This is a genomic window from Modicisalibacter coralii (genome assembly GCF_004117855.1).
GTDB classification, from domain to species: domain Bacteria; phylum Pseudomonadota; class Gammaproteobacteria; order Pseudomonadales; family Halomonadaceae; genus Modicisalibacter; species Modicisalibacter coralii.
In genome coordinates this window covers 38137-58500 of the sequence record NZ_QWBW01000021.1, presented here as the reverse complement: position 1 = coordinate 58500, position 20364 = coordinate 38137, and the positions used below count along the sequence as shown (strand labels likewise).

General features: G+C 67.7%; 19 protein-coding genes. 11 read left to right on the top strand and 8 right to left on the bottom strand.

Going from position 1 to position 20364, the window contains the following annotated elements:
• Positions 1 to 35: 35 nt before the first annotated feature.
• From D0901_RS12840 to D0901_RS12830, 3 genes are all read right to left on the bottom strand, one after another.
• On the bottom strand, positions 36 to 1619 hold the full coding sequence (locus D0901_RS12840; protein WP_129140700.1) for a peptide ABC transporter substrate-binding protein: 1584 nt from the start codon (positions 1617 to 1619) through the stop codon (positions 36 to 38).
• Between the two features lie 65 nt (positions 1620 to 1684).
• Entirely contained in the window at positions 1685 to 3271 is a 1587-nt protein-coding gene (locus tag D0901_RS12835) for a peptide ABC transporter substrate-binding protein (RefSeq protein ID WP_129140699.1), read from the bottom strand.
• 264 nt (positions 3272 to 3535) lie between these two features.
• Positions 3536 to 5110 carry a peptide ABC transporter substrate-binding protein gene (locus D0901_RS12830; RefSeq protein ID WP_129140698.1) on the bottom strand — a complete coding sequence of 525 codons (1575 nt, stop codon included), beginning with the start codon at positions 5108 to 5110 and terminating at the stop codon, positions 3536 to 3538.
• A 285-nt stretch (positions 5111 to 5395) separates the two neighbouring features.
• Between D0901_RS12830 and prfB the strand changes: the two genes are divergently transcribed.
• From prfB to rimI, 7 genes are all read left to right on the top strand, one after another.
• A protein-coding gene (gene prfB, locus D0901_RS12825) for a peptide chain release factor 2 (RefSeq protein WP_129140697.1) occupies positions 5396 to 6494 on the top strand; the annotation gives its coding sequence in 2 pieces (ribosomal slippage) (positions 5396 to 5470 and positions 5472 to 6494; 1098 coding nt in all).
• 185 nt (positions 6495 to 6679) lie between these two features.
• Entirely contained in the window at positions 6680 to 8230 is a 1551-nt protein-coding gene (lysS, locus tag D0901_RS12820; RefSeq protein WP_129140696.1) for a lysine--tRNA ligase, read from the top strand.
• Between the two features lie 232 nt (positions 8231 to 8462).
• On the top strand, positions 8463 to 8849 hold the full coding sequence (locus tag D0901_RS12815) for a hypothetical protein (protein WP_129140695.1): 387 nt from the start codon (positions 8463 to 8465) through the stop codon (positions 8847 to 8849).
• A gap of 84 nt (positions 8850 to 8933) precedes the next feature.
• Positions 8934 to 10310, top strand: coding sequence for an MFS transporter (locus tag D0901_RS12810; protein ID WP_129140720.1), 1377 nt, complete (start codon positions 8934 to 8936; stop codon positions 10308 to 10310).
• A 74-nt stretch (positions 10311 to 10384) separates the two neighbouring features.
• Positions 10385 to 10696, top strand: a complete 312-nt coding sequence (locus D0901_RS12805; RefSeq protein ID WP_129140694.1) for a BolA family protein — start codon at positions 10385 to 10387, stop codon at positions 10694 to 10696.
• On the top strand, positions 10686 to 11546 hold the full coding sequence (locus D0901_RS12800; RefSeq protein WP_129140693.1) for a hypothetical protein: 861 nt from the start codon (positions 10686 to 10688) through the stop codon (positions 11544 to 11546). Before D0901_RS12805 ends, D0901_RS12800 begins: the two co-directional genes overlap by 11 nt.
• Complete coding sequence (gene rimI, locus D0901_RS12795) at positions 11543 to 12010, top strand: ribosomal protein S18-alanine N-acetyltransferase (RefSeq protein ID WP_129140692.1); 468 nt, start codon at positions 11543 to 11545, stop codon at positions 12008 to 12010. The genes D0901_RS12800 and rimI overlap by 4 nt, the downstream gene beginning before the upstream one ends.
• A gap of 81 nt (positions 12011 to 12091) precedes the next feature.
• On the opposite strand, the gene zapB is transcribed toward rimI, so the two are convergent.
• Both zapB and rsmD read right to left on the bottom strand, forming a co-directional pair.
• A complete protein-coding gene (gene zapB / locus D0901_RS12790) occupies positions 12092 to 12295 on the bottom strand; it encodes a cell division protein ZapB (RefSeq protein ID WP_129140691.1) in 204 nt (67 codons plus the stop codon).
• A gap of 71 nt (positions 12296 to 12366) precedes the next feature.
• Positions 12367 to 12996 carry a 16S rRNA (guanine(966)-N(2))-methyltransferase RsmD gene (gene rsmD / locus D0901_RS12785; protein WP_129140690.1) on the bottom strand — a complete coding sequence of 210 codons (630 nt, stop codon included), beginning with the start codon at positions 12994 to 12996 and terminating at the stop codon, positions 12367 to 12369.
• 90 nt (positions 12997 to 13086) lie between these two features.
• Between rsmD and ftsY the strand changes: the two genes are divergently transcribed.
• From ftsY to rpoH, 4 genes are all read left to right on the top strand, one after another.
• Positions 13087 to 14469 carry a signal recognition particle-docking protein FtsY gene (ftsY, locus tag D0901_RS12780; RefSeq protein WP_129140689.1) on the top strand — a complete coding sequence of 461 codons (1383 nt, stop codon included), beginning with the start codon at positions 13087 to 13089 and terminating at the stop codon, positions 14467 to 14469.
• Between the two features lie 4 nt (positions 14470 to 14473).
• Positions 14474 to 15157: a cell division ATP-binding protein FtsE gene (gene ftsE / locus D0901_RS12775; RefSeq protein WP_129140688.1), complete on the top strand. Its 684-nt coding sequence runs from the start codon at positions 14474 to 14476 to the stop codon at positions 15155 to 15157.
• Positions 15154 to 16137, top strand: a complete 984-nt coding sequence (gene ftsX / locus D0901_RS12770) for a permease-like cell division protein FtsX (protein ID WP_129140687.1) — start codon at positions 15154 to 15156, stop codon at positions 16135 to 16137. The genes ftsE and ftsX overlap by 4 nt, the downstream gene beginning before the upstream one ends.
• A gap of 165 nt (positions 16138 to 16302) precedes the next feature.
• Positions 16303 to 17169 (top strand): RNA polymerase sigma factor RpoH, encoded by an 867-nt coding sequence (gene rpoH / locus D0901_RS12765; RefSeq protein WP_129140686.1) that lies wholly within the window; start codon positions 16303 to 16305, stop codon positions 17167 to 17169.
• 82 nt (positions 17170 to 17251) lie between these two features.
• On the opposite strand, the gene slmA is transcribed toward rpoH, so the two are convergent.
• From slmA to D0901_RS12750, 3 genes are all read right to left on the bottom strand, one after another.
• On the bottom strand, positions 17252 to 17869 hold the full coding sequence (gene slmA, locus D0901_RS12760; RefSeq protein ID WP_129140685.1) for a nucleoid occlusion factor SlmA: 618 nt from the start codon (positions 17867 to 17869) through the stop codon (positions 17252 to 17254).
• Between the two features lie 127 nt (positions 17870 to 17996).
• Complete coding sequence (gene argB, locus D0901_RS12755; RefSeq protein WP_129140684.1) at positions 17997 to 18908, bottom strand: acetylglutamate kinase; 912 nt, start codon at positions 18906 to 18908, stop codon at positions 17997 to 17999.
• Between the two features lie 63 nt (positions 18909 to 18971).
• Complete coding sequence (locus tag D0901_RS12750; RefSeq protein WP_129140683.1) at positions 18972 to 20354, bottom strand: phosphomannomutase/phosphoglucomutase; 1383 nt, start codon at positions 20352 to 20354, stop codon at positions 18972 to 18974.
• Positions 20355 to 20364: the final 10 nt, after the last annotated feature.

Genomic DNA, 20364 nt, shown 5'->3' with positions numbered 1-20364 from the left:
CATCGGTCGCTGGGAGGAGTCGATAAAGCACGGGATCAGTCCTCGATCTGGATGTAACGAAGCGGGTGAACGTCGGTCGGTGTCGACTGCCAGCCCGTGATGCCGGGGGCCACCAGGTGGGCACTGACGTAATCGTAGAGCGGCAGCAGGGCGTAGTCGTCGAGCAGGCGCTGCTCGGCCCGGGTCATCAGCCGGGCTCGGGCCGCCGGGTCGAGCGTCTGCGTGCTGCGCTCGACCAGGGCGTCGTAGTCGGCGTCGTGATAGCCGCTGCTGCGTGCGGCGCTGCCGCCGTCGGCATAGGCGTTGAGGAAGTCATAGGGGTCGTCGACGGTGGCGACCATGCCGTAACGCGCGACCTGGAAGTCGCCGGCGGCGACCGCCGCGTAGTGCACCGCGGCCTCGCTGTTGATCAGGTCGACCTCGACACCCAGCGGCTTCCACATCGCCGCCACCGCCACGGCGATCTTCTTGTGATCCTCGAGGGTGTTGTAGCGCAGGGTCAGCGGCAACGGATGCTCGGGACCGTAGCCGGCCTCGCGCATCAGGGCCTGGGCGCGTTGCAGGCGCGCCTCCGGCGATTCCTCGGCGAAGGCCATGCGGCCCCGGGTGCCGCCGGCGGTGGCGCGCGGCACGTACCAGTAGCTGCTGCGCTGGCCCATGCCCAGCAGTTGCCGGGTGATCACGTCGCGGCGCACGGCGAGATTGAGCGCCTCGCGGACGCGCGGGTCGGCGAGGGGCTGGCCGTCGCGCAGGTTGAACATGTAGAAGTACTCGGCGACCAGCGGGCCGACGCGCAGGGCGTCGCCGAGGTGCTGCTTCACCCAGTCGAATCGCGCCGCCGGCACCCCGGAGTAGGCGATGTCGAGTTCGCCGCTGCGAAAGCGGTTGAGCGCCGCCCCGGCGTCGTCGATCGGATAGAAGGTCGCGCCGTCGAGGGCCACGCTGTCGGCGGCGTAGAAACGCGGATTCCTCGCCACGCGCACGAAGGCCTGCGGTCGCCACGCCTCGAGGGTGAAGGCCCCGCTCGACACCAGGGTGCCCGGCTCGGTCCAGCCCGTGCCGGCGCGTTCGATCAGGTGCTCGGGCAGTGGTGCCGCCTCGCTCATCGCCAGGGCCTGGAGGAAATAGGCGGCGGGCTGGTCGAGGTGGACGACCAGGGTACGGTCGTCGGGCGCCGAGACGCCGAGCGTCGCCGGTTCGGCCTTGCCGGTGTTCACCGCCCGGGCATTGTGGATCGCGTAGTAGAGGTTGGCGTTGTGATTGGCGGTGGCCGGCGCGAGCAGGCGGCGCAGCGCGAACACGGCATCGCTGGCGGTGATCGGCTCGCCGTCGGACCACCGGGCGTCGCGCAGGTGAAAGGTGTAGACGGTACCGTCGTCGCTGATCCGCCACGACTCGGCGAGCCCGGGCACCAGGCTGCCGTCCACGTCATAATCGATCAGGCGGTCGAACAGCGACCGGGTGATGCGCGTCTCCCAGGCGCCGCTGGTCTTCTGCGGGTCCAGGGTGCCGGGCTCGGCGCCATTGCCGATGGCCAGGGTGGCGGCCGGCGCACCGCTCGCCATGGCGGCGGCAGTGCCGGCCAGCAGTAGCGCGGGAATCAGGCGGCGAAAGGACATGGTCGGTTTCCCACTCGAGGACGACGACCCCGGCCCGGACGTCGCCGGGCCGGGGAGACAGCGGCTCACTCCGTGAACGACACCCAGCGCGAGGGGTGATCGTCCTCGGCGTTGTCCTGCCAGCCTTCGAGCGCGGGATTGACCAGGTTGCGGGTGACGTAGAACAGCAACGGGGCCAGGGCGTAATCGTCCAGTGCCACGTTTTCGGCCTTCTGAAGAAGCTGTTGACGCTTGTCGAGATCCTGCGTGTTAGCGGCCTGATCGAGCAGCTTGTCGTACTCGGGGTTGGAGTAGGCACCATAGTTGTTGCCGACACCGCTGCGCAGCAGGGTCAGGAAGTTCTCGGCGTCGTTGTAGTCGGCGATCCAGCCGGCGCGGGCGATGTCGAAGTCGCCTTGCTGAATGGTCTGATAATGGACGGTGGCCTCGGCATTGGTCATCTCGATTTCGACACCGAGGGGTTTCCACATCGCCGCCAGGGCGATGGCGATCTTCTTGTGCTCGTCGCTGGTATTGTATCGCAGCTGCAGGTGCAGCGGCTTGTCGGGGCCGTAGCCGGCTTCCTTGATCAGTTGCTTGGCCTTGGCCAGGCGCTCCTGATAGTCGCCATCGACGCCGTCCATATGCTGGACGTCGTAATGGCTGGTGCCGGGCGGCACCAGCGAGTAGGCATCCTTGAAGCTGCCGGCCATGATCTGTTCGGAAAGCACCTTGCGACGGACCACCAGGTTGAGCGCTTCCCGGACGCGCTCGTCCGCCGTTGGGCGACCCTCGCGGTTGTTGAGCACGTAGTAATAGGAGCCCAGCATCGGGCTCAGATGGGTAGCGTCGGGTAGATTGTCCTTGAGCCATTGATAACGGCTCGAGGGATAGTCACGAATGATGTCCAGTTCGCCGGCGCGGAAGCGCGAGATGGCGGCGTTGCGGTCCTCGGCGTTGAAGTAGTTGACGCCGTCGAGGGAAACGTCGGCGGCGTCATAGTACTCGGGATTCTTCTCGACGCTGATGCGTGACTGCGAGACCCACTCGACCGGCTTGAAGGCCCCGTTGGTGACGATATTGTCCACCTTGACCCACTGCTTGCCATACGCCTCGACGGCGTGCTTTGGCAATGGGTAGGCGGTGTAGTGGGTGAGTAATTGCAGGAAGAACGGCGTTGGTGACTCGAGTGTGACCTTGAGTGTCTTGCCGTCGTCCAGCGATTCTGCGCCGATGGCATCGAGGGGCTTGTCACCGGTGTTGATGGCTTCGGCGTTCTCGATCGGGTAGAGCAGGTAAGCGTATTTCGAGGCGCTCTTGGGATCGAGCAGATGCTGCCAGCCGAACACGAAGTCCTCGGCGGTGACCGGCTCGCCGTCGGACCACTTGGCATCGTCGCGCAGGTGGAAGGTGTAGGTCTTGCCGTCGTCGGAGATCTCCCAGTCGGTGGCCATGCCGGGCAGGACCTCACCCTTGGGGTTCTCCTTGAGCAGCCCTTCGTAGACGTCCATGAGGATCTGCGATTCCCAGACCCCACCCGAGACCTGTGAGGTATCGAAGGAGGCGAGTTCACCCATGACCCCGATGTTGAGGGTCTGGGCCTGTAGCGGCCCGGCCAGCGTGGCGGAGGATAGGGCGATGGCGGCGATCAGGGTATGACGTTTCAGACGCATTGGAATTCCCGGGTGTTGTTGTTGTCCCGATGACGTTCGCAGGCCGGGCAGACGCCGCGACGGGGGACAACCGGCCCCCGGGCGTCGCCTTGGCTTATGCTTAGCAGGCTCGCGAACCCGTGATTCATCAGACCATCGCTCACCCGAATCGGGGAGTCCATTTGGAATTTTGCATGAGTGTTTCAAAAATCGCATAGCGCCATGGCAAGGACCGATCGCCCCGCGCAGCCAGGCGGGGCGATTGTGAGAAAATTCACATGTCGGTCAGTCGCCGATATGGACCCAGCGGGAGGGGTGCATGTTCAGGGCGTTGTCGTGCCAGCCGTCGAGTGCCGGGTCGACCAGGTTGCGCGAGGTATAGACGTAGATCGGTGTCAGCGGGTAGTCGGCCAGACCGATGCGCTCGGCGTGTTCCATCAACGCTTCGCGCTCGTCGGCGTCCTGGGTGACGTCGGACTCGGCCATCAGGGCGTCGTACTGGTCGTTCTGATAGTCGCCGTAGTTGTTGCTTTCGGCCGAGAGCAACTGCAGGAAGTTCTGGGCGTCGTCGTAGCTGGAGATCCAGGCCGCGCGGGCGACCTGGAAGTCGCCGGCCATCAGGTCCTCGTAGTGCACGCTGGCTTCGGTGTGGCGGAGTTCGGCCTCGACCCCCAGCGGTTTCCACATCGCGGCGATCGCCACGGCGATCTGACGGTGCTCGTCGCCGCTGTTGTAGCGCAGCGTGAGGTGCAGGGGATGATCGGGGTCGTAGCCGGCCTCCTTCATCAACTGCCGGGCGCGCGCCTGACGCTCGTCGATGGGCTGCTGCAGGCCGGGCTGCGGCTGCGGCTGGTAGTGGTCGGTACCGGTCGGCACCAGGGCGTAGGCGGGCTCCACGGCTCCCTCGAGCAACTGGTCGGCGATCACCTCGCGGCGGATCGCCAGGCTCAGGGCCTCACGGATGCGCGGGTCGGCCACCGGAGAGTCGTCGGCGAGATTGAAGACGTAATAGTAGGTGCCCAGCGAGGGCGCCAGGTGGGTGGCTTCGGGCAGGTTCTCCTCGAGCCAGGGGTAGCGCGCCGCCGGGTAGTCGCGCAGGATGTCGAGCTCGCCGGCGCGGAAGCGCTGGATGCCGGCCTGCTTGTCCTCCATGGGGTGGAAGTCGACGCCGTCCAGAGTGACCGCGTCGGCGTCGTGGTAGCGGGGGTTCTTGACGGTCTCGAGGGTGCTATTGGACACCCAGTCGACCGGCTTGAAGGCGCCGTTGACGACGATGTTGGCCGGTTTGCTCCAGGCATCGCCGTAGCGCTCGACGGCGTGCTCGGGCAGCGGGTAGCCGAACGGCAGCACCAGGGTCTTGAAGAAGTAGGCGGCGGGCTCTGCCAGCGTCAGGCGCAACGTCCGGCCGTCGTCCAGCGACTCGGCACCCAGGGCGTCGAGCGGCTTGTCCCCGCTGTTGATGGCGCGGGCATTGACCAGCGGATAGAGGCGGTGGGCGTAGTTCGAGGCGGTCGCCGGGTCGAGCTGATGGCGAAAGGCGAACACGAAATCGTCGGCGGTGACCGGCTCGCCGTCGGACCACTCGGCGTCGCGCAGGTGAAAGGTATAGACGGTGCCGTCGTCGGAGATCTCCCAGTCGCTGGCCATGCCCGGAATCATCCGGCCGTCGGCGTCGATCGCCACCAGGCCCTCGAAGATATCGCGCAGCACGTCTTCCTCCCAGACGCCGCCGGTGACCCGGGCCGGGCTCAGCGAGCTGGGCGAGCCGGAGATGCCGATGTTGAGTGTCTGGGCCTGGAGCGAGAGCGAGGTCATACTGGCCGCGACGGCGAGCGCGGTGGCAAGACGAGTCGGTGACATGGATGCGGTTTCCTTGGATGAGCGTCGATGCCCTCAACCTTAGCGTATCCGCGAAGGCGACACAGGCCCTGTCGCGAGGCGGGTCGTCGCCAGGCGCGTCGGGGGCGCGTCTGGGCTGCGTTATTCCCCTTTGCCGGCCGACGCGCCACGCCGCGGGGACCCGCCGTCTCCGCGGGGCAGGATGACGCCTCACGGCGGTTTGGCTACAATGTCGGCCCTTGATCGCCGCGCCCGGCGTGGCCGGCGACGTCTTCACGCGGCTTTCGCACGTCGAGAAGGATCACCATGCAAGAGATCAATCCGATCAACCATCTCATCAAGGACCTGTCCGAGCGGACAGACGTCCTGAGGGGGTATCTTTGACTATGCCGAGAAGAAGGATCGGCTAGAAGAGGTCACCCGCGAGCTCGAGAACCCCGACGTCTGGAATGATCCCGACTACGCCCAGAAGCTCGGCAAGGAGCGGGCCAGTCTCGAGCAGATCGTCGCCACCATCGACGAGCTCGACAAGGGGCTCGCCGACAATCGCGAGCTGCTCGAGCTGGCGGTGATGGAAGAGGACGACGCCACCGTCGACGAGGTCAACCGGGAGCTCGGTCAGCTCGAGACGGCGCTGGAGAAGCTCGAGTTCCGGCGCATGTTCTCCGGCGAGATGGACGAGAACAACGCCTATCTCGACATCCAGGCCGGTTCCGGCGGTACCGAGGCCCAGGACTGGGCCAACATGCTGCTGCGCATGTACCTGCGCTGGGCCGAGCATCACGGCTTCAAGGCCGAGATCACCGAGCTGTCCGGCGGTGAGGTGGCGGGCATCAAGTCGGCGACCATTCACGTGCAGGGCGAGTACGCCTTCGGCTGGCTGCGCACCGAGACCGGTGTGCACCGACTGGTGCGCAAGAGTCCGTTCGATTCCGGCGGGCGTCGTCACACCTCGTTCGCCTCGGTGTTCCTGTCGCCGGAGATCGACGACAGCTTCGAGGTCGAGATCAATCCGGCCGACCTGCGCGTCGACACCTACCGTTCCAGCGGCGCCGGCGGCCAGCACGTCAACACCACCGATTCCGCGGTGCGCATCACCCACGAGCCGTCGGGCATCGTGGTGTCGTGTCAGAGTCAGCGCAGTCAGCACGCCAACCGCGACTTCGCCATGAAGCAGCTCAAGGCGAAGCTGTGGGAACTGGAGATGCAGAAGCGCAACGCCGCCAAGCAGGAGGCGGAGGAGAGCAAGGCCGACATCGGCTGGGGTAGCCAGATCCGCTCCTACGTGCTCGACGACCAGCGCATCAAGGACCTGCGGACCGGGGTGCAGACCAGCAACTGCGAGAAGGTGCTGGACGGGGATCTGGATCAGTTCATTGTAGCCAGCCTCAAACAAGGCCTTTGAGCGACGCTATTGCGCTCGACGAGGCGGTGTTGCGGCGCTGCTCATCATGCTCATGGACAACCGCGTCCACTGCGCTGATTCGCATCGCCGCGCCTTGCCTCGTCGTCGCTCATGACGCGTCTCGACCTGGGTGGCACCTTCATCGCGCCACAATCGATAGCGACCTTCCATAGACAGGCATAACCATGGCGAACCAGGACAACCAAGCGGCCGTCGAGGGCCAGGACGAGAACCGCCTGATCGCGGAGCGGCGCGCCAAGCTGGCGGCGCGCCGCGAGCAGGCCGCCGAGCGCGGCACGAGTGTCTTCCCCAACGATTTCCGGCGCGACAGCGCCGCCGCCGAGCTGCAGGCGGAACTGGGCGAGAAGGACAAGGAGGCACTCGAGGCGCTGGATCGCCAGGCCGCGGTGGCCGGGCGGATCATGCGCAAGCGCGGGCCCTTCATCGTCATCCAGGACGTCTCCGGGCAGATCCAGCTCTACGTCGACAAGAAAGGGCTGCCGGCCGAGGTGCTCGACGACGTCAAGGGCTGGGACATCGGCGACATCGTCGCCGGGCGCGGCCCGGTCCACAAGTCCGGCAAGGGCGACCTGTACGTCAAGATGGACGATGCCCGGCTGCTGACCAAGAGCCTGCGGCCGCTGCCCGACAAGTTCCATGGCCTCACCGACCAGGAATCGCGCTATCGCCAGCGCTACGTCGACCTGATCATGAACGCCGACTCGCGGCGGGTGTTCGAGACCCGCGCCCGGGTGATCAGCGCCATGCGCCGGTTCTTCGAGGATCACGGCTTCATGGAGGTCGAGACGCCGATGCTGCAGCCGATCCCTGGCGGCGCCACGGCCCGGCCGTTCATCACCCACCACAATGCGCTGGACATCGACATGTACCTGCGCATCGCCCCCGAGCTCTATCTCAAGCGGCTGGTGGTGGGCGGCTTCGAGCGGGTCTTCGAGATCAACCGCAACTTCCGCAACGAGGGGCTGTCGACGCGGCACAACCCCGAGTTCACCATGATCGAGTTCTACCAGGCCTACGCGGACTACCATGACCTGATGGACCTCACCGAGGCCATGCTGCGCGAGGTCACCCAGCGCGTGCTCGGCACCACCACCGTGACCAACACCGTGCGCGATGCCGAGGGCGAGGTGCTGGAGAGCGTCGAGTACGATTTCGGCCAGCGGTTGCGCCGGCTGAGCGTGTTCGACGCCATTCTCGAGTACAACCCCGAGATCCGCGCCGAGGCACTGGCCGACGAGTCCGCCGCCCGCCAGATCGCCGAACGCCTGGACATCGACGTCAAGGATGGCTGGGGGCTGGGCAAGGTGCAGATCGAGATCTTCGAGAAGACCGTCGAACACCGTCTTCAGGAGCCGACCTTCATCACCGACTACCCGACCGAGGTCAGCCCGCTGGCACGGCGCAAGGATAGCGATCCCTTCGTCACCGACCGCTTCGAGTTCTTCGTCGGCGGGCGCGAGATCGCCAACGGCTTCTCGGAGCTCAACGACGCCGAGGATCAGGCCGAGCGTTTCGCCGCCCAGGCCGCCGAGAAGGACGCCGGCGATCTCGAGGCGATGTATTACGATGCCGACTACATTCGTGCGCTCGAGCACGGCCTGCCGCCCACCGCGGGCGAGGGCATCGGCATCGACCGGCTGGTGATGCTGCTCACCGACAGCGCCTCGATCCGCGACGTGCTGCTGTTCCCGGCCATGCGCCCCGCCGCGGACTGAAGGCGCGGCGCGGGGATTCGCTTTGCTCATGTACAACCTCGTACATTCCGCCAGCGACTCCCCGTGCGCCCTGGCGCTAGCTCGCCGCCTTCTGCGATGTCCGGCGGGTCGCTCGCTCCCGCCCGAGGCGGCTCGCTCGGGAAGTATTGGTAAGGGGCGCGCCGAACGCCCATAATGATCGGCGTTTTACTGGCGCGGCACATCCGTCGCGGCACCTTCGAGGAGAGTCCCGATGAAACTGCTCAACCGCTCCGCGCTGAGCGTCAAGCCCACCCAGGCGTTCGTGGACTGGGTCAACTCGCTGGAGCCGACCGTCGGCGAGGACGACCTGACGCTCGACGATGTCGACCGCGAGAGCACGGTGTACCTGATTCCCGAGATGGATACCCCGGAAGCGCTCCAGGCCTACGTGCGCGAGCGCTACATGGACATCCTCGAGAACGAGCTGCGGGCCTGGGAGGAAGACACGCGGCAGTGGCCGCAGACCCTGGACTGGCCGCTCTTCGAGCGCTTTCTCAACGTCGAGCACAGCTATCTGGCTTTGGATCTCGAGGACGAGGAGCCGATCGAGATCTCCGACATCGACGACGAACTGCTGATGGAAACCGACGAGGACTGATGCATCGGTGAGTGGTTCGCGACACCCCCACGCCTTTCTACCCCCTTCGTGCGCTGACGGTCGTCGGATTCGCCCGGCGTGCTGATGCGCCGCCTGTTCGAGACCCGGCCCGGCGATGACGGGTTGCCCGGCCCTCAGCGGCGCTGGGCGCTGCTGGTCATGGTGCTGGGCACGCTGATGGCGGTCTTCGACGGCGGCATCGTCAACATCGCCCTGCCCACGCTGGCCCGCGAGCTCGACATCAGCGGCTCCCGCGCGGTGTGGATCACCAATGTCTACCAGCTGGTCAGCGCCTCGTCGCTGCTGGCCTTCGCCGCCCTGAGCCGGCTCGTCGGGCGTCACCGGCTGTACATCGGCGGGCTGGCGGTGTTCACCCTGGCCTCGCTGGCCTGCGCGCTGTCGCGGGATTTCGCCTGGCTGGTGGGGTCGCGCGTGGTGCAGGGGCTGGGCGCGGCGGCGATGCTCTCCATCGGTCCGTCGATGTACCGGGTGATCTTCCCCGCGCGGCTGCTCGGCTCGGCGATCGGCGTCGGTGCTCTGGTGGTGGCGTTCGGCATCGCCTTCGGTCCGTCGCTGGGTGGCGGTATCCTCTATCTGGCCAGTTGGCCCTGGTTGTTCGCCATCAACGTGCCGATCGGCATTGCCGCCTTCCTGCTGGCGCTCAAGGCGTTGCCGCGGGAGGCCGCCGAAGCGGGGCGCTTCGACTGGCCCGGGGCGCTGCTGTCGGCGGCGATGGTGTCGAGCTTCGTGTTCGCCCTCGACAAGCTGGGCCATGGCGGTCTGCGCCTCGGTGCCCTGGCGCCGCTGGCGTTGAGTGTGGTCTGCCTGGTCGCCTTCGTCTGGCGCCAGCGGCGGGCCGTCACCCCGTTGGTGCCGCTGGTGATGTTCCGCGAGGTGCGCTTCAGCGTGGCGGCGATGATCTCGATGCTGGCGTTCATCGCCCAGGGGGCCTCGTTCGTCGGCCTGCCGTTTTTGTTCCAGACCGTGATGGGGCTCAGCCCGATCGCCTCGGCGGTCCTCTTCACCCCCTGGCCGCTGGCGCTGATGGTTACCGGGCCCTTCGCCGGGCGCCTGGCGGATCGCTTCAACCCCACGGCGATCTCCTCGCTGGGGCTGGCGCTGTTCCTGCTGGGGATGCTGTCGCTGGCGCTGCTGGGCGAGGCCGCCGCGACCGGCGACATCGTCTGGCGGGTGGCGCTGTGCGGCATCGGCTACGGCATCTTCCAGGCCCCCAACAACCGCGAGATGATCGGCAGCGTGCCGATGGCCTACAGCGCCAACGCCTCGGGTGTGCTGGCCTCGGTGCGCACCTTCGGTCAGGCGGTGGGTACCGCGCTGGTGGGGCTGGTCCTGGCGCTGTCGTTCGGCTCCCTGACCCTGGCGCTGTGGCTGGGGGTGGCCAGCGTCGCCCTGGGCCTGGGGCTGAGTCTATGGCGGATTCCGCTGGCACGCCGTAACTGATACGTCCGGTCGTCGCTTATCGCCGGTGGGCGCGAGACGTTACAATGATCGCCATCGATTCAGGAGGAATCTCCATGAGTGTTCAGGCACGCATCGAAGACAAGCTACGCGAACTCGAACCCGTGCATCTGGTCGTCGAGAACGAGAGTCACATGCACCATGTGCCACCCGATTCCGAGACGCACTTCAAGGTGACGCTGGTGTCGTCGCGTTTCGAGGGGCTGATGCCGGTGAAGCGCCATCAGCAGATCTATGCCGCGCTGGCCGAGGAGCTTTCCGGCCCCGTCCACGCCCTGGCGCTGCATCTCTACACGCCGGCGGAGTGGGAGGCCCGCGGCAACGCGCGTCCCGATTCGCCCAACTGCCGAGGTGGCGGTGGCCGCTGACGCCGGCTCGCGCGCGCTGGGCGAACCGCAGCGCGCCCAGTACCTCGAGGCCATGGGGCTGACGCCCTGGGTCAGCCGCTACCGGCTGCCCAACGCCCTGGAAACCCCCGAGTGCGACTGGCAAGCCCCGGCGGCCGAGCCGCAGACGCCGCCCGCCCAGCGCCTGCATGCCCTGCTCGACGCGCCGGCGACGCCGGCTTCCGACCCGGCCCCCGCCGAAACGGCGCCGCCGCGGCCTGCCCGGGCGCCGGTCAAGCGCGCCCGGGCCCTGCTCGGCGAGACCCCGGCCGACGACACCTCGCACGCCCCCGACACCCGGGAAGCGCCCGTCGCCACGGCGGCGCCTTCCGCCGAGCCCTCGCGGCAGGAGCCGCTGCGCTTCACCCTGCAGGTCGCCGCGCTCGATGGCCGCTGGCTGGTCGTGCAGCCGGGCGAGGCCGCGCCCGACGGCCAGGCACTGACGCTTTTCGCCAACCTGTTGCGGGCCGGCGGCATCGAACTGGCCGGCCCCCCCGACTTTCAGCACTTCCGCTGGCCACTGATGCCGGACATTCCCGCCGAAGCGCCACTGGAGGAGGCCCGCAATGGCCTGCGTGCCTTCATCGAGGGCCGTCGCCGGCGTGGCTGGAACCCTGAGCGGGTGCTGCTGTTCGGCGCCGACGAGACGCTCGCGCGGGTGCTCGACCTGGCGGACGATCGCAGCGGCCTGCTGGGCCTTCCGATCTGGCAGAGCGTGTCGCTGGCCGAGCTGAGCCGCTCGGCCAGCGCCAAGCGCGATCTCTGGCCACAGCTCGCCGAGTGGCGAGACGCCTGGCATCACCCCGGCGCCGAGCCGGCGAGTGACGCATGAGCGACGCCCTGAGACGCCTGACGCCCGACGACCTGGCGGCACTGGTCGCGTTGGAAAGCGCTGGGCAACCCCACCCGTGGCGCGAGGCGACGCTCGCCGCGGCGCTAGCGGATCCCGGCTACGAACTCTGGGGGGTGGTGGACGACGCGCAGACGCTGATCGGGTATGCGGCCCTCTCCCGCCTGCCGTTCGATGCCGAACTCCAGGCGATCACCGTCGCCCCGGCGGCGCGCCGTCGCGGTATCGCCAGCAGGTTGCTCGAGCGTGTGCTCGCGCGGGCCGCGGGCTGGGGCAGCGAACGGCTGTTGCTCGAGGTGCGCGAATCCAACCTGGCGGCGCGGAGCCTGTACGCGGCACTGGGCTTTGGGGTCGATGGGCGTCGCCGTGGCTATTACCCGCTGCCGGACGGCGGTAGCGAGGCGGCGGTGCTGATGTCGCGTGCGCTCTCACCCACCGCGGGCTGAGGCAGGCGTCGGCAGGGGCAGGGAGGTCGAGCGCCGCGGCGGGCGACGCTCGCAAGACGGGAAAACGCGGGCCGGGGCGGATCAGGAAAGGCTGGCGGTCTCGTTGCTCTCGAGTTCGCGGAACTTTTCCAGCAGGGCGCTCAGGCGCCGCTCCCACTCGTCGTGCTCCTGCTTGAGGCGGGCGTTCTCCTCGCGCAGTTCCTCGGCTTCCATCTTGAGCATCTCGAGCGACTCGACGGCGTTGGTGACCTTCTGTTCGAGCTGGTTGAAAAGTTCGCTGCTCATGCGTTTCTCCTGGTCGCTGCTTGCAGTGTCTGGGGCCTTGACAGGGGCCAGCGTACGCCGTGGCACGAGGCTCAGCAAGCGTCGCCCGGCGGCGACGCCAGGCGGTGATAGAGCCGGCCGCGGGTGTCGCCGGCGCGTACCTCGCGGTGCAGCGACCAGGCCCCCGGCAGGTTCGGTTCGAGCTCGCTCTCGTGCTCGACGTAGACCCAGGCCCCGGCGGCCAGCCAGCCGCCGCTTTCCAGGGCCGCACAGGTCGGTTCCAGATACCCCTGGCGAAACGGCGGGTCGAGGAAGACCAGCTCGAAGGGGGTCGCCGGGCCGGCGAGATAGGCTTGCGTGTCGCCGCCCACCACGCGGGCCTCGACCCCCAGCGTGACCACGTTGGCTTCCAGGGCGCGGGCCACCGCCGGCTGCGCCTCGACGAACACCGCCTGCGCCGCACCGCGTGACAGGGCCTCGAGACCCAGCGCACCGGTACCGGCGTAGAGATCCAGCACGCGCCGCCCGGCGAGCTCGAAGGCCAGCCAGTTGAACAGCGTTTCGCGGACGCGGTCGGGGGTGGGGCGTAACCCGGGACTGTCGGGCACGCTCAACAGGCGACGCTTGAAGCGCCCGCCGATGATGCGCAGCTTGCCGCCGCGCGGCGACGTGGCCCGGTCGGTGCGCCGCGGCGCGGGCTTGCGGGAACGATGACGACTCATGGTCGGCGGATTGTACGCGCGCCGTGTCCACAGTGGTAGCGGGCGGTGTTAGGATACCGGCATCGTTTTCCTTCCCGGTCAAGACTGCCCATGTTCGGTTTTTTCAAGCGCAAGAAGACACAGCAGGACCCCGCGGCGCGTGACGACGCGCGGGAGGCCTCGGTCGACGAGACCGAGGTCGAGGAGGCCGCCGAACGCGGCGAGTCCGACGCGGCCGAGGCGCCGGTTCACGAGGTCGACCCGCAGCGTGAGCCGGCGGCCGCCTATTCCCCTGACACGCTCGAGCAGACCGCGGCCCGTGAGGCCCTCGACGGTGATGTCGCCACCGGCGAGGCGCGCAGCGCACTCGACGAGACGCCGGCCGTCGCGCCTGGCGACCCGGCGGCGCCGGATGACGCCGAGGCCCCCGGGCGCGAAACCGAAACCGAAACCGTCGAGTCCGTCGAGGTCAGCGAACCCGCGCAGGCCAACGACGACGACGCGCCCGAGGCCGATCATGCCACCGCCGGTCGCGACAAGCCGCGCGGCGAGAAGAAGGGCTGGCTGGCGCGCATCCGTGCCGGGCTCGGCAAGACCCGCGCCAATCTCACCGAGGGCCTCGCCGATCTATTTCTGGGCAAGAAGCAGATCGACGACGACCTGATGGAGGACCTCGAGACCCAGTTGCTGATGGCCGACGTGGGCATCGAGGCCACCACCGAGATCATCGACAACCTCACCGAGCGCGTCTCGCGCAAGGAACTCAAGGACCCGCAGGCGCTGTTCCAGGCGTTGCAGGAGGAGTTGACCACCCTGCTCGCGCCGGTGACCACGCCGCTCGCCCTGCCGCCCAAGGGCGAAGGGCCGTTCGTGATCCTGATGGTCGGCGTCAACGGCGTGGGCAAGACCACCACCATCGGCAAGCTGACCCAGCGTTTCCAGAACGAGGGGCGCAGCGTGATGCTCGCCGCCGGCGACACCTTCCGCGCCGCGGCGGTGGAACAGCTCAAGGTATGGGGCGAGCGCAACCGGGTGCCGGTGATCGCCCAGCACACCGGCGCCGACAGCGCCTCGGTGATCTACGATGCCCTGGCCGCCGCCAAGGCGCGCGGCGTCGACGTGCTGATCGCCGATACCGCCGGACGGCTGCACAACAAGAGCCATCTGATGGAGGAGCTCAAGAAGGTCCAGCGGGTGATGGCCAAGCTCGATGCGCAGGCCCCGCACGAAGTGATGCTGGTGCTCGATGCCGGCACCGGCCAGAACGCGCTGTCCCAGGCGCAGACCTTCAACGAGGCGATCCCGGTCACCGGCATTACCCTGACCAAGCTCGACGGCACCGCCAAGGGCGGGATCATCTTCGCGCTGGCCAAGCAGCTGGCGACGCCGATCCGCTTCATCGGCGTCGGCGAGACGCTCGACGATCTGCGGCCCTTCGCCGCCGAGGACTTCGTGACGGCGCTGTTCGATCGCGACGCGTCGGCGGAATCGTGAGCGCATGATCGCCTTCGAGCACGTCGGCAAACGCTACGGCGGACGTTTCGAGGCGCTGGCCGACATCGACTTCCGGGTCGAGCGCGGCGAGATGCTGTTTCTCACCGGCCACTCCGGCGCCGGCAAGAGTTCGCTGCTGCGCCTGATCATGCGCCTGGAGCGGCCGTCGCGGGGGCGGCTGCTGATCGCCGGCTACGACATCGACCGGTTGCACATCAGCCAGGTGCCCTATTACCGCCGCCAGATCGGCGTGGTCTTCCAGGACCACCAGTTGCTCTTCGATCGCGACGTCTTCGCCAACGTCGCCCTGCCGCTGGAGATCCAGGGCTTCGAGCCCCGCGAGGCCGCTCGCCGGGTGCGCGCCGCGCTCGACAAGGTGGGCCTGCTCCATCGCGAGCGGGCGCTGCCCGTCGAGCTTTCCAGCGGCGAGCAGCAGCGCGTGGGGATCGCCCGGGCGGTGGTCAACAAGCCGCCGCTGCTGCTCGCCGACGAGCCCACCGGCAACCTCGATCCGCAGTTGTCCGCCGACATCATGCGGCTGTTCGAGGAGTTCAACCGCATCGGCACCACGGTGATGATCGCCAGTCACGACCTGGCGCTGATCGCGCGATTGCGCCATCGGGTGCTGCGCTTGCGCGAGGGGCGGCTGGTCAGCGACGAACAGGTCAGCGACGGAGGAGCGCCATGAGCCCGCCACCCACGCCCCAGGGGGCGCGGCGCCGCGGGGCACGCAGCCAGCGTACCGGGCTCGACAGCCGCGCGCGTGCCTGGTTGCGTCATCACCGCGCCATGCTCGGCGACAGTGCCCGGCGCCTGCTTCGCCAGCCGGTCGCCAGCCTGCTGACGATGCTCGCCATCGGCATCGCGCTGATCCTGCCCACCGGCCTGTGGCTGGCGCTGTCCGGCGCCAGCGGGGTGGGCCAGCGGCTGCAGGAGAGCGCCACGCTGACGGTCTATCTGGCGCCCGCGGTGAGCGAACGCCAGGCCATGACGATCGCCGATACCCTGCGCCAGCATCCCGAGGTCGCCGGCGCGCGGCTGATCACCGCCGCCGAGGGCATGGCGGAATTCCAGCAGGCGCTGGGGCTCGACGATGCCCTGGCCGAACTCGACGACAACCCCCTGCCGGCCAGCGTGGTGATCACGCCGACCGATACCGCGCCGGCGGCGGTGCGCGATCTCGGCGAGCAACTCGACGCTGTCGACGGCGTCGACGAGGTGCGCGTCGATCTGGCCTGGCTGGAGCGTCTGCGGCGTCTGGCGGAACTCGGCCGGCGCCTGACGCTGGCGCTGGGCGTGCTGTTCGGTCTGGGAGCGCTGCTGGTGGTCGGCAACACCATTCGCCTGTCGGTGGAGAGCCGGCGTCGCGAGATCGAGGTGGTGACGCTGATCGGCGCGACCCATGCCTTCGTGCGGCGCCCCTTCCTCTACAGCGGTGCCTGGTACGGGCTGGGCGGCGGGGTGGTGGCCTGGCTGCTGCTGGCCGTCGGCGGACAGTGGCTGGCCGGGCCGATACGCGCCCTGGCGGCGAGCTACGGGGCCCAGTTCAGTCTGCCCCATCTGGGGGTCGGGGGCTCGGCAGTGCTGCTGGTTTCGAGTACACTATTGGGCTGGCTGGGCGGTTGGGTTGCCGTGCACCGGCATCTCGCCGAAACCCGTCCGCGCTAGCGCTAGATCAACAAGATGCTTCCCCGGCCGCGAGAGGCTTGCACGAAAGTTGAACTTCTCTCTACGCTTAGTGTCCGAGGTACGGGACAAGACGGTTAGGTCACTAACCGATTCCGGGAGAGCCCGGGAGGCTCCCCTTTCAAGGGCAACATGGAGACATCCTGCATGAGCACCAGTCTTCAGCCTATTGGCCATCTGTCACCCGGCCATGACCTGAACGGCTACATTCAGGCAGTCAACGGGATTCCGGTCCTGACCGCCGACGAAGAGCGCGAACTCGCCTTCCGTCTGCACGACGAGAACGATCTCGAGGCGGCGCGTCGTCTGGTCATGGCCCATCTGCGTTTCGTGGTCCACATCGCCCGCAGCTATTCCGGTTACGGGCTGCCGCAGGCCGACCTCATCCAGGAGGGTAACGTCGGCCTGATGAAGGCGGTCAAGCGCTTCGACCCCAACCAGGGCGTGCGCCTGGTGTCGTTTGCCGTGCACTGGATCAAGGCCGAGATTCACGAATACGTGCTGCGCAACTGGCGGATCGTCAAGGTCGCCACCACCAAGGCCCAGCGCAAGCTGTTCTTCAACCTGCGCAGCGCCAAGAAGCGCCTCGCCTGGCTGAACACCGACGAGGTCGATGCCATCGCCAAGGACCTCGACGTCAAGCCCGAGGTGGTGCGCGAGATGGAAGGGCGACTGTCCGCCTTCGATGCCGGCTTCGACGCCTCGCCCAGCGAGGAAGAGGACCAGGGCTATCAGGCGCCGGCCCACTATCTCGACGATGCCAGCTACGATCCGGCGACCCAGCTCGAGGACAGCGACTGGGAGGCGGATTCCACCCGTCGCCTCCAGGATGCGCTGGCCAGCCTCGACGAACGCTCCCAGGACATCCTCCAGCGCCGCTGGCTGGCCGAGAGCAAGGCCACCCTGCACGAGCTGGCCGATGTCTACGGTGTCTCCGCCGAGCGGATTCGCCAGCTCGAGAAGAACGCCATGAAGAAGATCCGTCAGCAGCTCGGCGAGTCGCTGGTCGCCTGACCCCGACGCGTCCCGATTCTCCGGTTGCCCGACGACGAATGCCCGGCCATGAGCCGGGCATTTTCGTGGGCGTGCGGTTCGCTCAGGCCCGGCTGGCCTGGGGCACGGGGATCATCAGCTCGTGCGACAGCCGCTGCCAGTGCTCTTCCCAGTTGTCGGTGGGGCGGCGCCGGAAGTCGCTGCGCACGTACTGACCGATGCGTCCCTCGGCGTAGGCCAGCAGCAGGTTGGCGGCCGAGGAGACCGGCAGCGTCGGGCGCAGCCCCTCGTGGAGCTCGGCCTCGCGCAATACCTGCTTGAGCTGGGTCTCGAGACGCTCGAAGAGCTGCCCCATGCGCACGCGCAGCCGCGCGGTCTCGCCGGTCAGGGCGTCGCCGTTGAGCAGCCGGCACAGACCGGGGTTCTTTTCCGCGAAGCCCAGCAGCAGCATCAGGATGTGCCGACAGCGGGGCAGCGCCTCGGGCGTTTCGTCGAGTATCCGGCGGATGCGCTCGAACAGCGAGGCCTCGATGAACTCGATGAGACCTTCGAACATGCGCGCCTTGCTGGGGAAGTGGCGATACAGCGCCGCCTCGGAGACACCGACCTGACGGGCCAGCGACGCCGTGGTGATGCGCTTGCCACTGTCCTCCTCGAGCATCAGCGCCAGCGCCTGGAGGATCTGCTCCCGGCGACTTTGCTTGGTGGTTGCCTGCGTCATGAGTTCTTCTAATAGTTTGGTTTTTTGCCAATCGTACTGGCGGGCCTGCTCCGGGGCAAACCGGAGTCAGGCTTTTTACGCATTAATCTAATCATTGGCGGATCGGCGACGCCGATCGGCGCGACGCTCAGGTCTCGGGCGGGGCCAGGTTGGAGATCAGCGTGCCGACCCCCGCATTGGTGAAGATCTCGAGCAGCGTGGCGTGGGGGACGCGGCCGTCGATGATGTGCGAGCTGACCACGCCGCCCTTGACGGCTTCCAGCGCGCAGCGAATCTTGGGCAGCATGCCGCCGTGGATGGTGCCGTCGGCGATCAGGGCGTCGACCTGCTGGGTGGTCAGGCCGGTGAGCACCTCGCCGTCGGCGTTCATCAACCCGGCGACGTTGGTCAGCAGCATCAGTTTTTCGGCCTGGAGCGCCTCGGCGACCTTGCCGGCCACCAGATCGGCGTTGATGTTGTAGCTGCGCCCCTCGCCATCGACGCCGATCGGCGCGATCACCGGGATGAAATCCCGGGCGGTGAGCATCTCGATCAGGTCGGTGGAGATGTGCTCGACCTCGCCGACGTGACCGATGTCGATGATCTCGGTGGCGGTCATCTCCGGCGTGCGGTGCTCGACCTTGAGCTGCCGGGCGCGGATCTGGCCGCCGTCCTTGCCGGTCAGGCCGATCGCCTTGCCGCCGCACTGGTTGATCAGGTTGACGATGCCCTTGTTGACCAGCCCGCCGAGAACCATCTCGACGACGTCCATGGTCGCGGCATCGGTGACGCGCATGCCGCCGACGAAGCGCGACTCGATCTTGAGCTTGTCGAGCAGTTCGCCGATCTGCGGCCCGCCACCGTGCACCACCACCGGATTGATGCCGACCTCCTTCATCAGCACCATGTCGCGGGCGAAGGAGTCGACCAGGGTGTCCTCGGTCATGGCGTTGCCGCCGTACTTGACCACCACGGTCTTGCCGGAGAAGCGCTGGATATAGGGCAGCGCCTCGGAGAGCACCTCGACCACGAGGCGGGGGTCGCGGGATTGTTCGCTCATTGGCGATCGGTCTCCTCAGTCTGAAACGGGGCGCCGGCCCGAAAGCCGGCGACCGGTGAGCGCCTAGAAAGGCAGTTCGGCGTCGGGGGCGACCTGCTTCAGGGCATCGCGGAAGCGCCCCTGGACGCGTTCGAGGGCCTCCTGGGTCTTGCCCTCGAAGCGCAGTACCAGCACCGGGGTGGTGTTGGAGGCGCGGCACAGGCCCCAGCCGTCGGGGTAGTCGACGCGGATGCCGTCGAGGGTGGTCTTGACGCCCTCGTCGCCGAAGTCGCCCTCGCGGGCCAGCTTGTCGACGATGGCGAACTTGTTGTCGTCGGTGACCTTGACGTTGAGTTCGGGGGTGCCGAGATCCTGCGGGAAGCGCGCGAAGAAGGTATCGGCGTCGTCCTGCTGCTTGGCGAGGATCTCCAGCAGCCGCGCGGCACCGTAGAGGCCGTCGTCGAAACCGTACCAACGCTCCTTGAAGAAGATATGGCCGCTCATCTCGCCGGCCAGCTGGGCGCCGGTCTCCTTCATGCGCGCCTTGATCAGCGAATGGCCGGTGCGCCACATCTCCGGCTCGCCGCCGGCGTCGTCGATCACCTTGGCGAGATTGCCGGTGCACTTGACGTCGAAGATCACCTTGGCGCCCGGGTTGCGCTCGAGCATGTCCTCGGCGAAGGCCATCATCAGCCGGTCGGGATAGATCACCTCGCCCTTGGGCGTGACCACGCCGAGACGGTCGCCGTCGCCATCGAAGGCCAGGCCGATGTCGGCGTGGGTTTCCTTGACGGTGCGGATCACGTCCTGGAGGTTCTCGAGCTTGCCCGGGTCGGGATGGTGATTGGGGAAGTCGCCGTCGATCTCGTCGAACAGCGTCACGGTCTCGGCGCCGAGGCGCTCGATGAGCTTGGGTCCCAGCTCGCCGGCCACGCCGTTGCCGCAGTCGACCACTGCCTTGATCGGCCCTTCGAGGGTCACGTCGCCGACGATACGATCCAGGTAGGCATCGCGAACGTCCTGTTCGCTGACCTGGCCGTCGCCCGTGGCGAAATCGTCGTCGGCGATGCGCTGGTAGAGCGCGGTGATCGCATCGCCGGACAGCGTCTCGCCGCCCAGCACGATCTTGAAGCCGTTGTAGTCGGGGGGGTTGTGGCTGCCGGTGACCACCACCCCGGAACGGGTGCCCTCGAGGGTGTTGGTGGCGAAGTAGAGCACCGGGGTGGGCACCATGCCGATGTCGATCACGTCGCGGCCGGCGGCGGTCAGCCCCTTCATCAGCGCGGCCTGCAGGCGCGGCCCGGAATGCCGCCCGTCGCGGGCGACGATCACCGTGGATTCGCCGCGCGCGGCGGCCTCGCTGCCGATCGCCCGGCCGATCAGTTCGACACTGGCCTCGGTGAGGGTGTCGTCGACGGTGCCGCGGATATCGTAGGCGCGGAAGATGGACGGGGTTATCTCGCTCATGGGTCCCTCC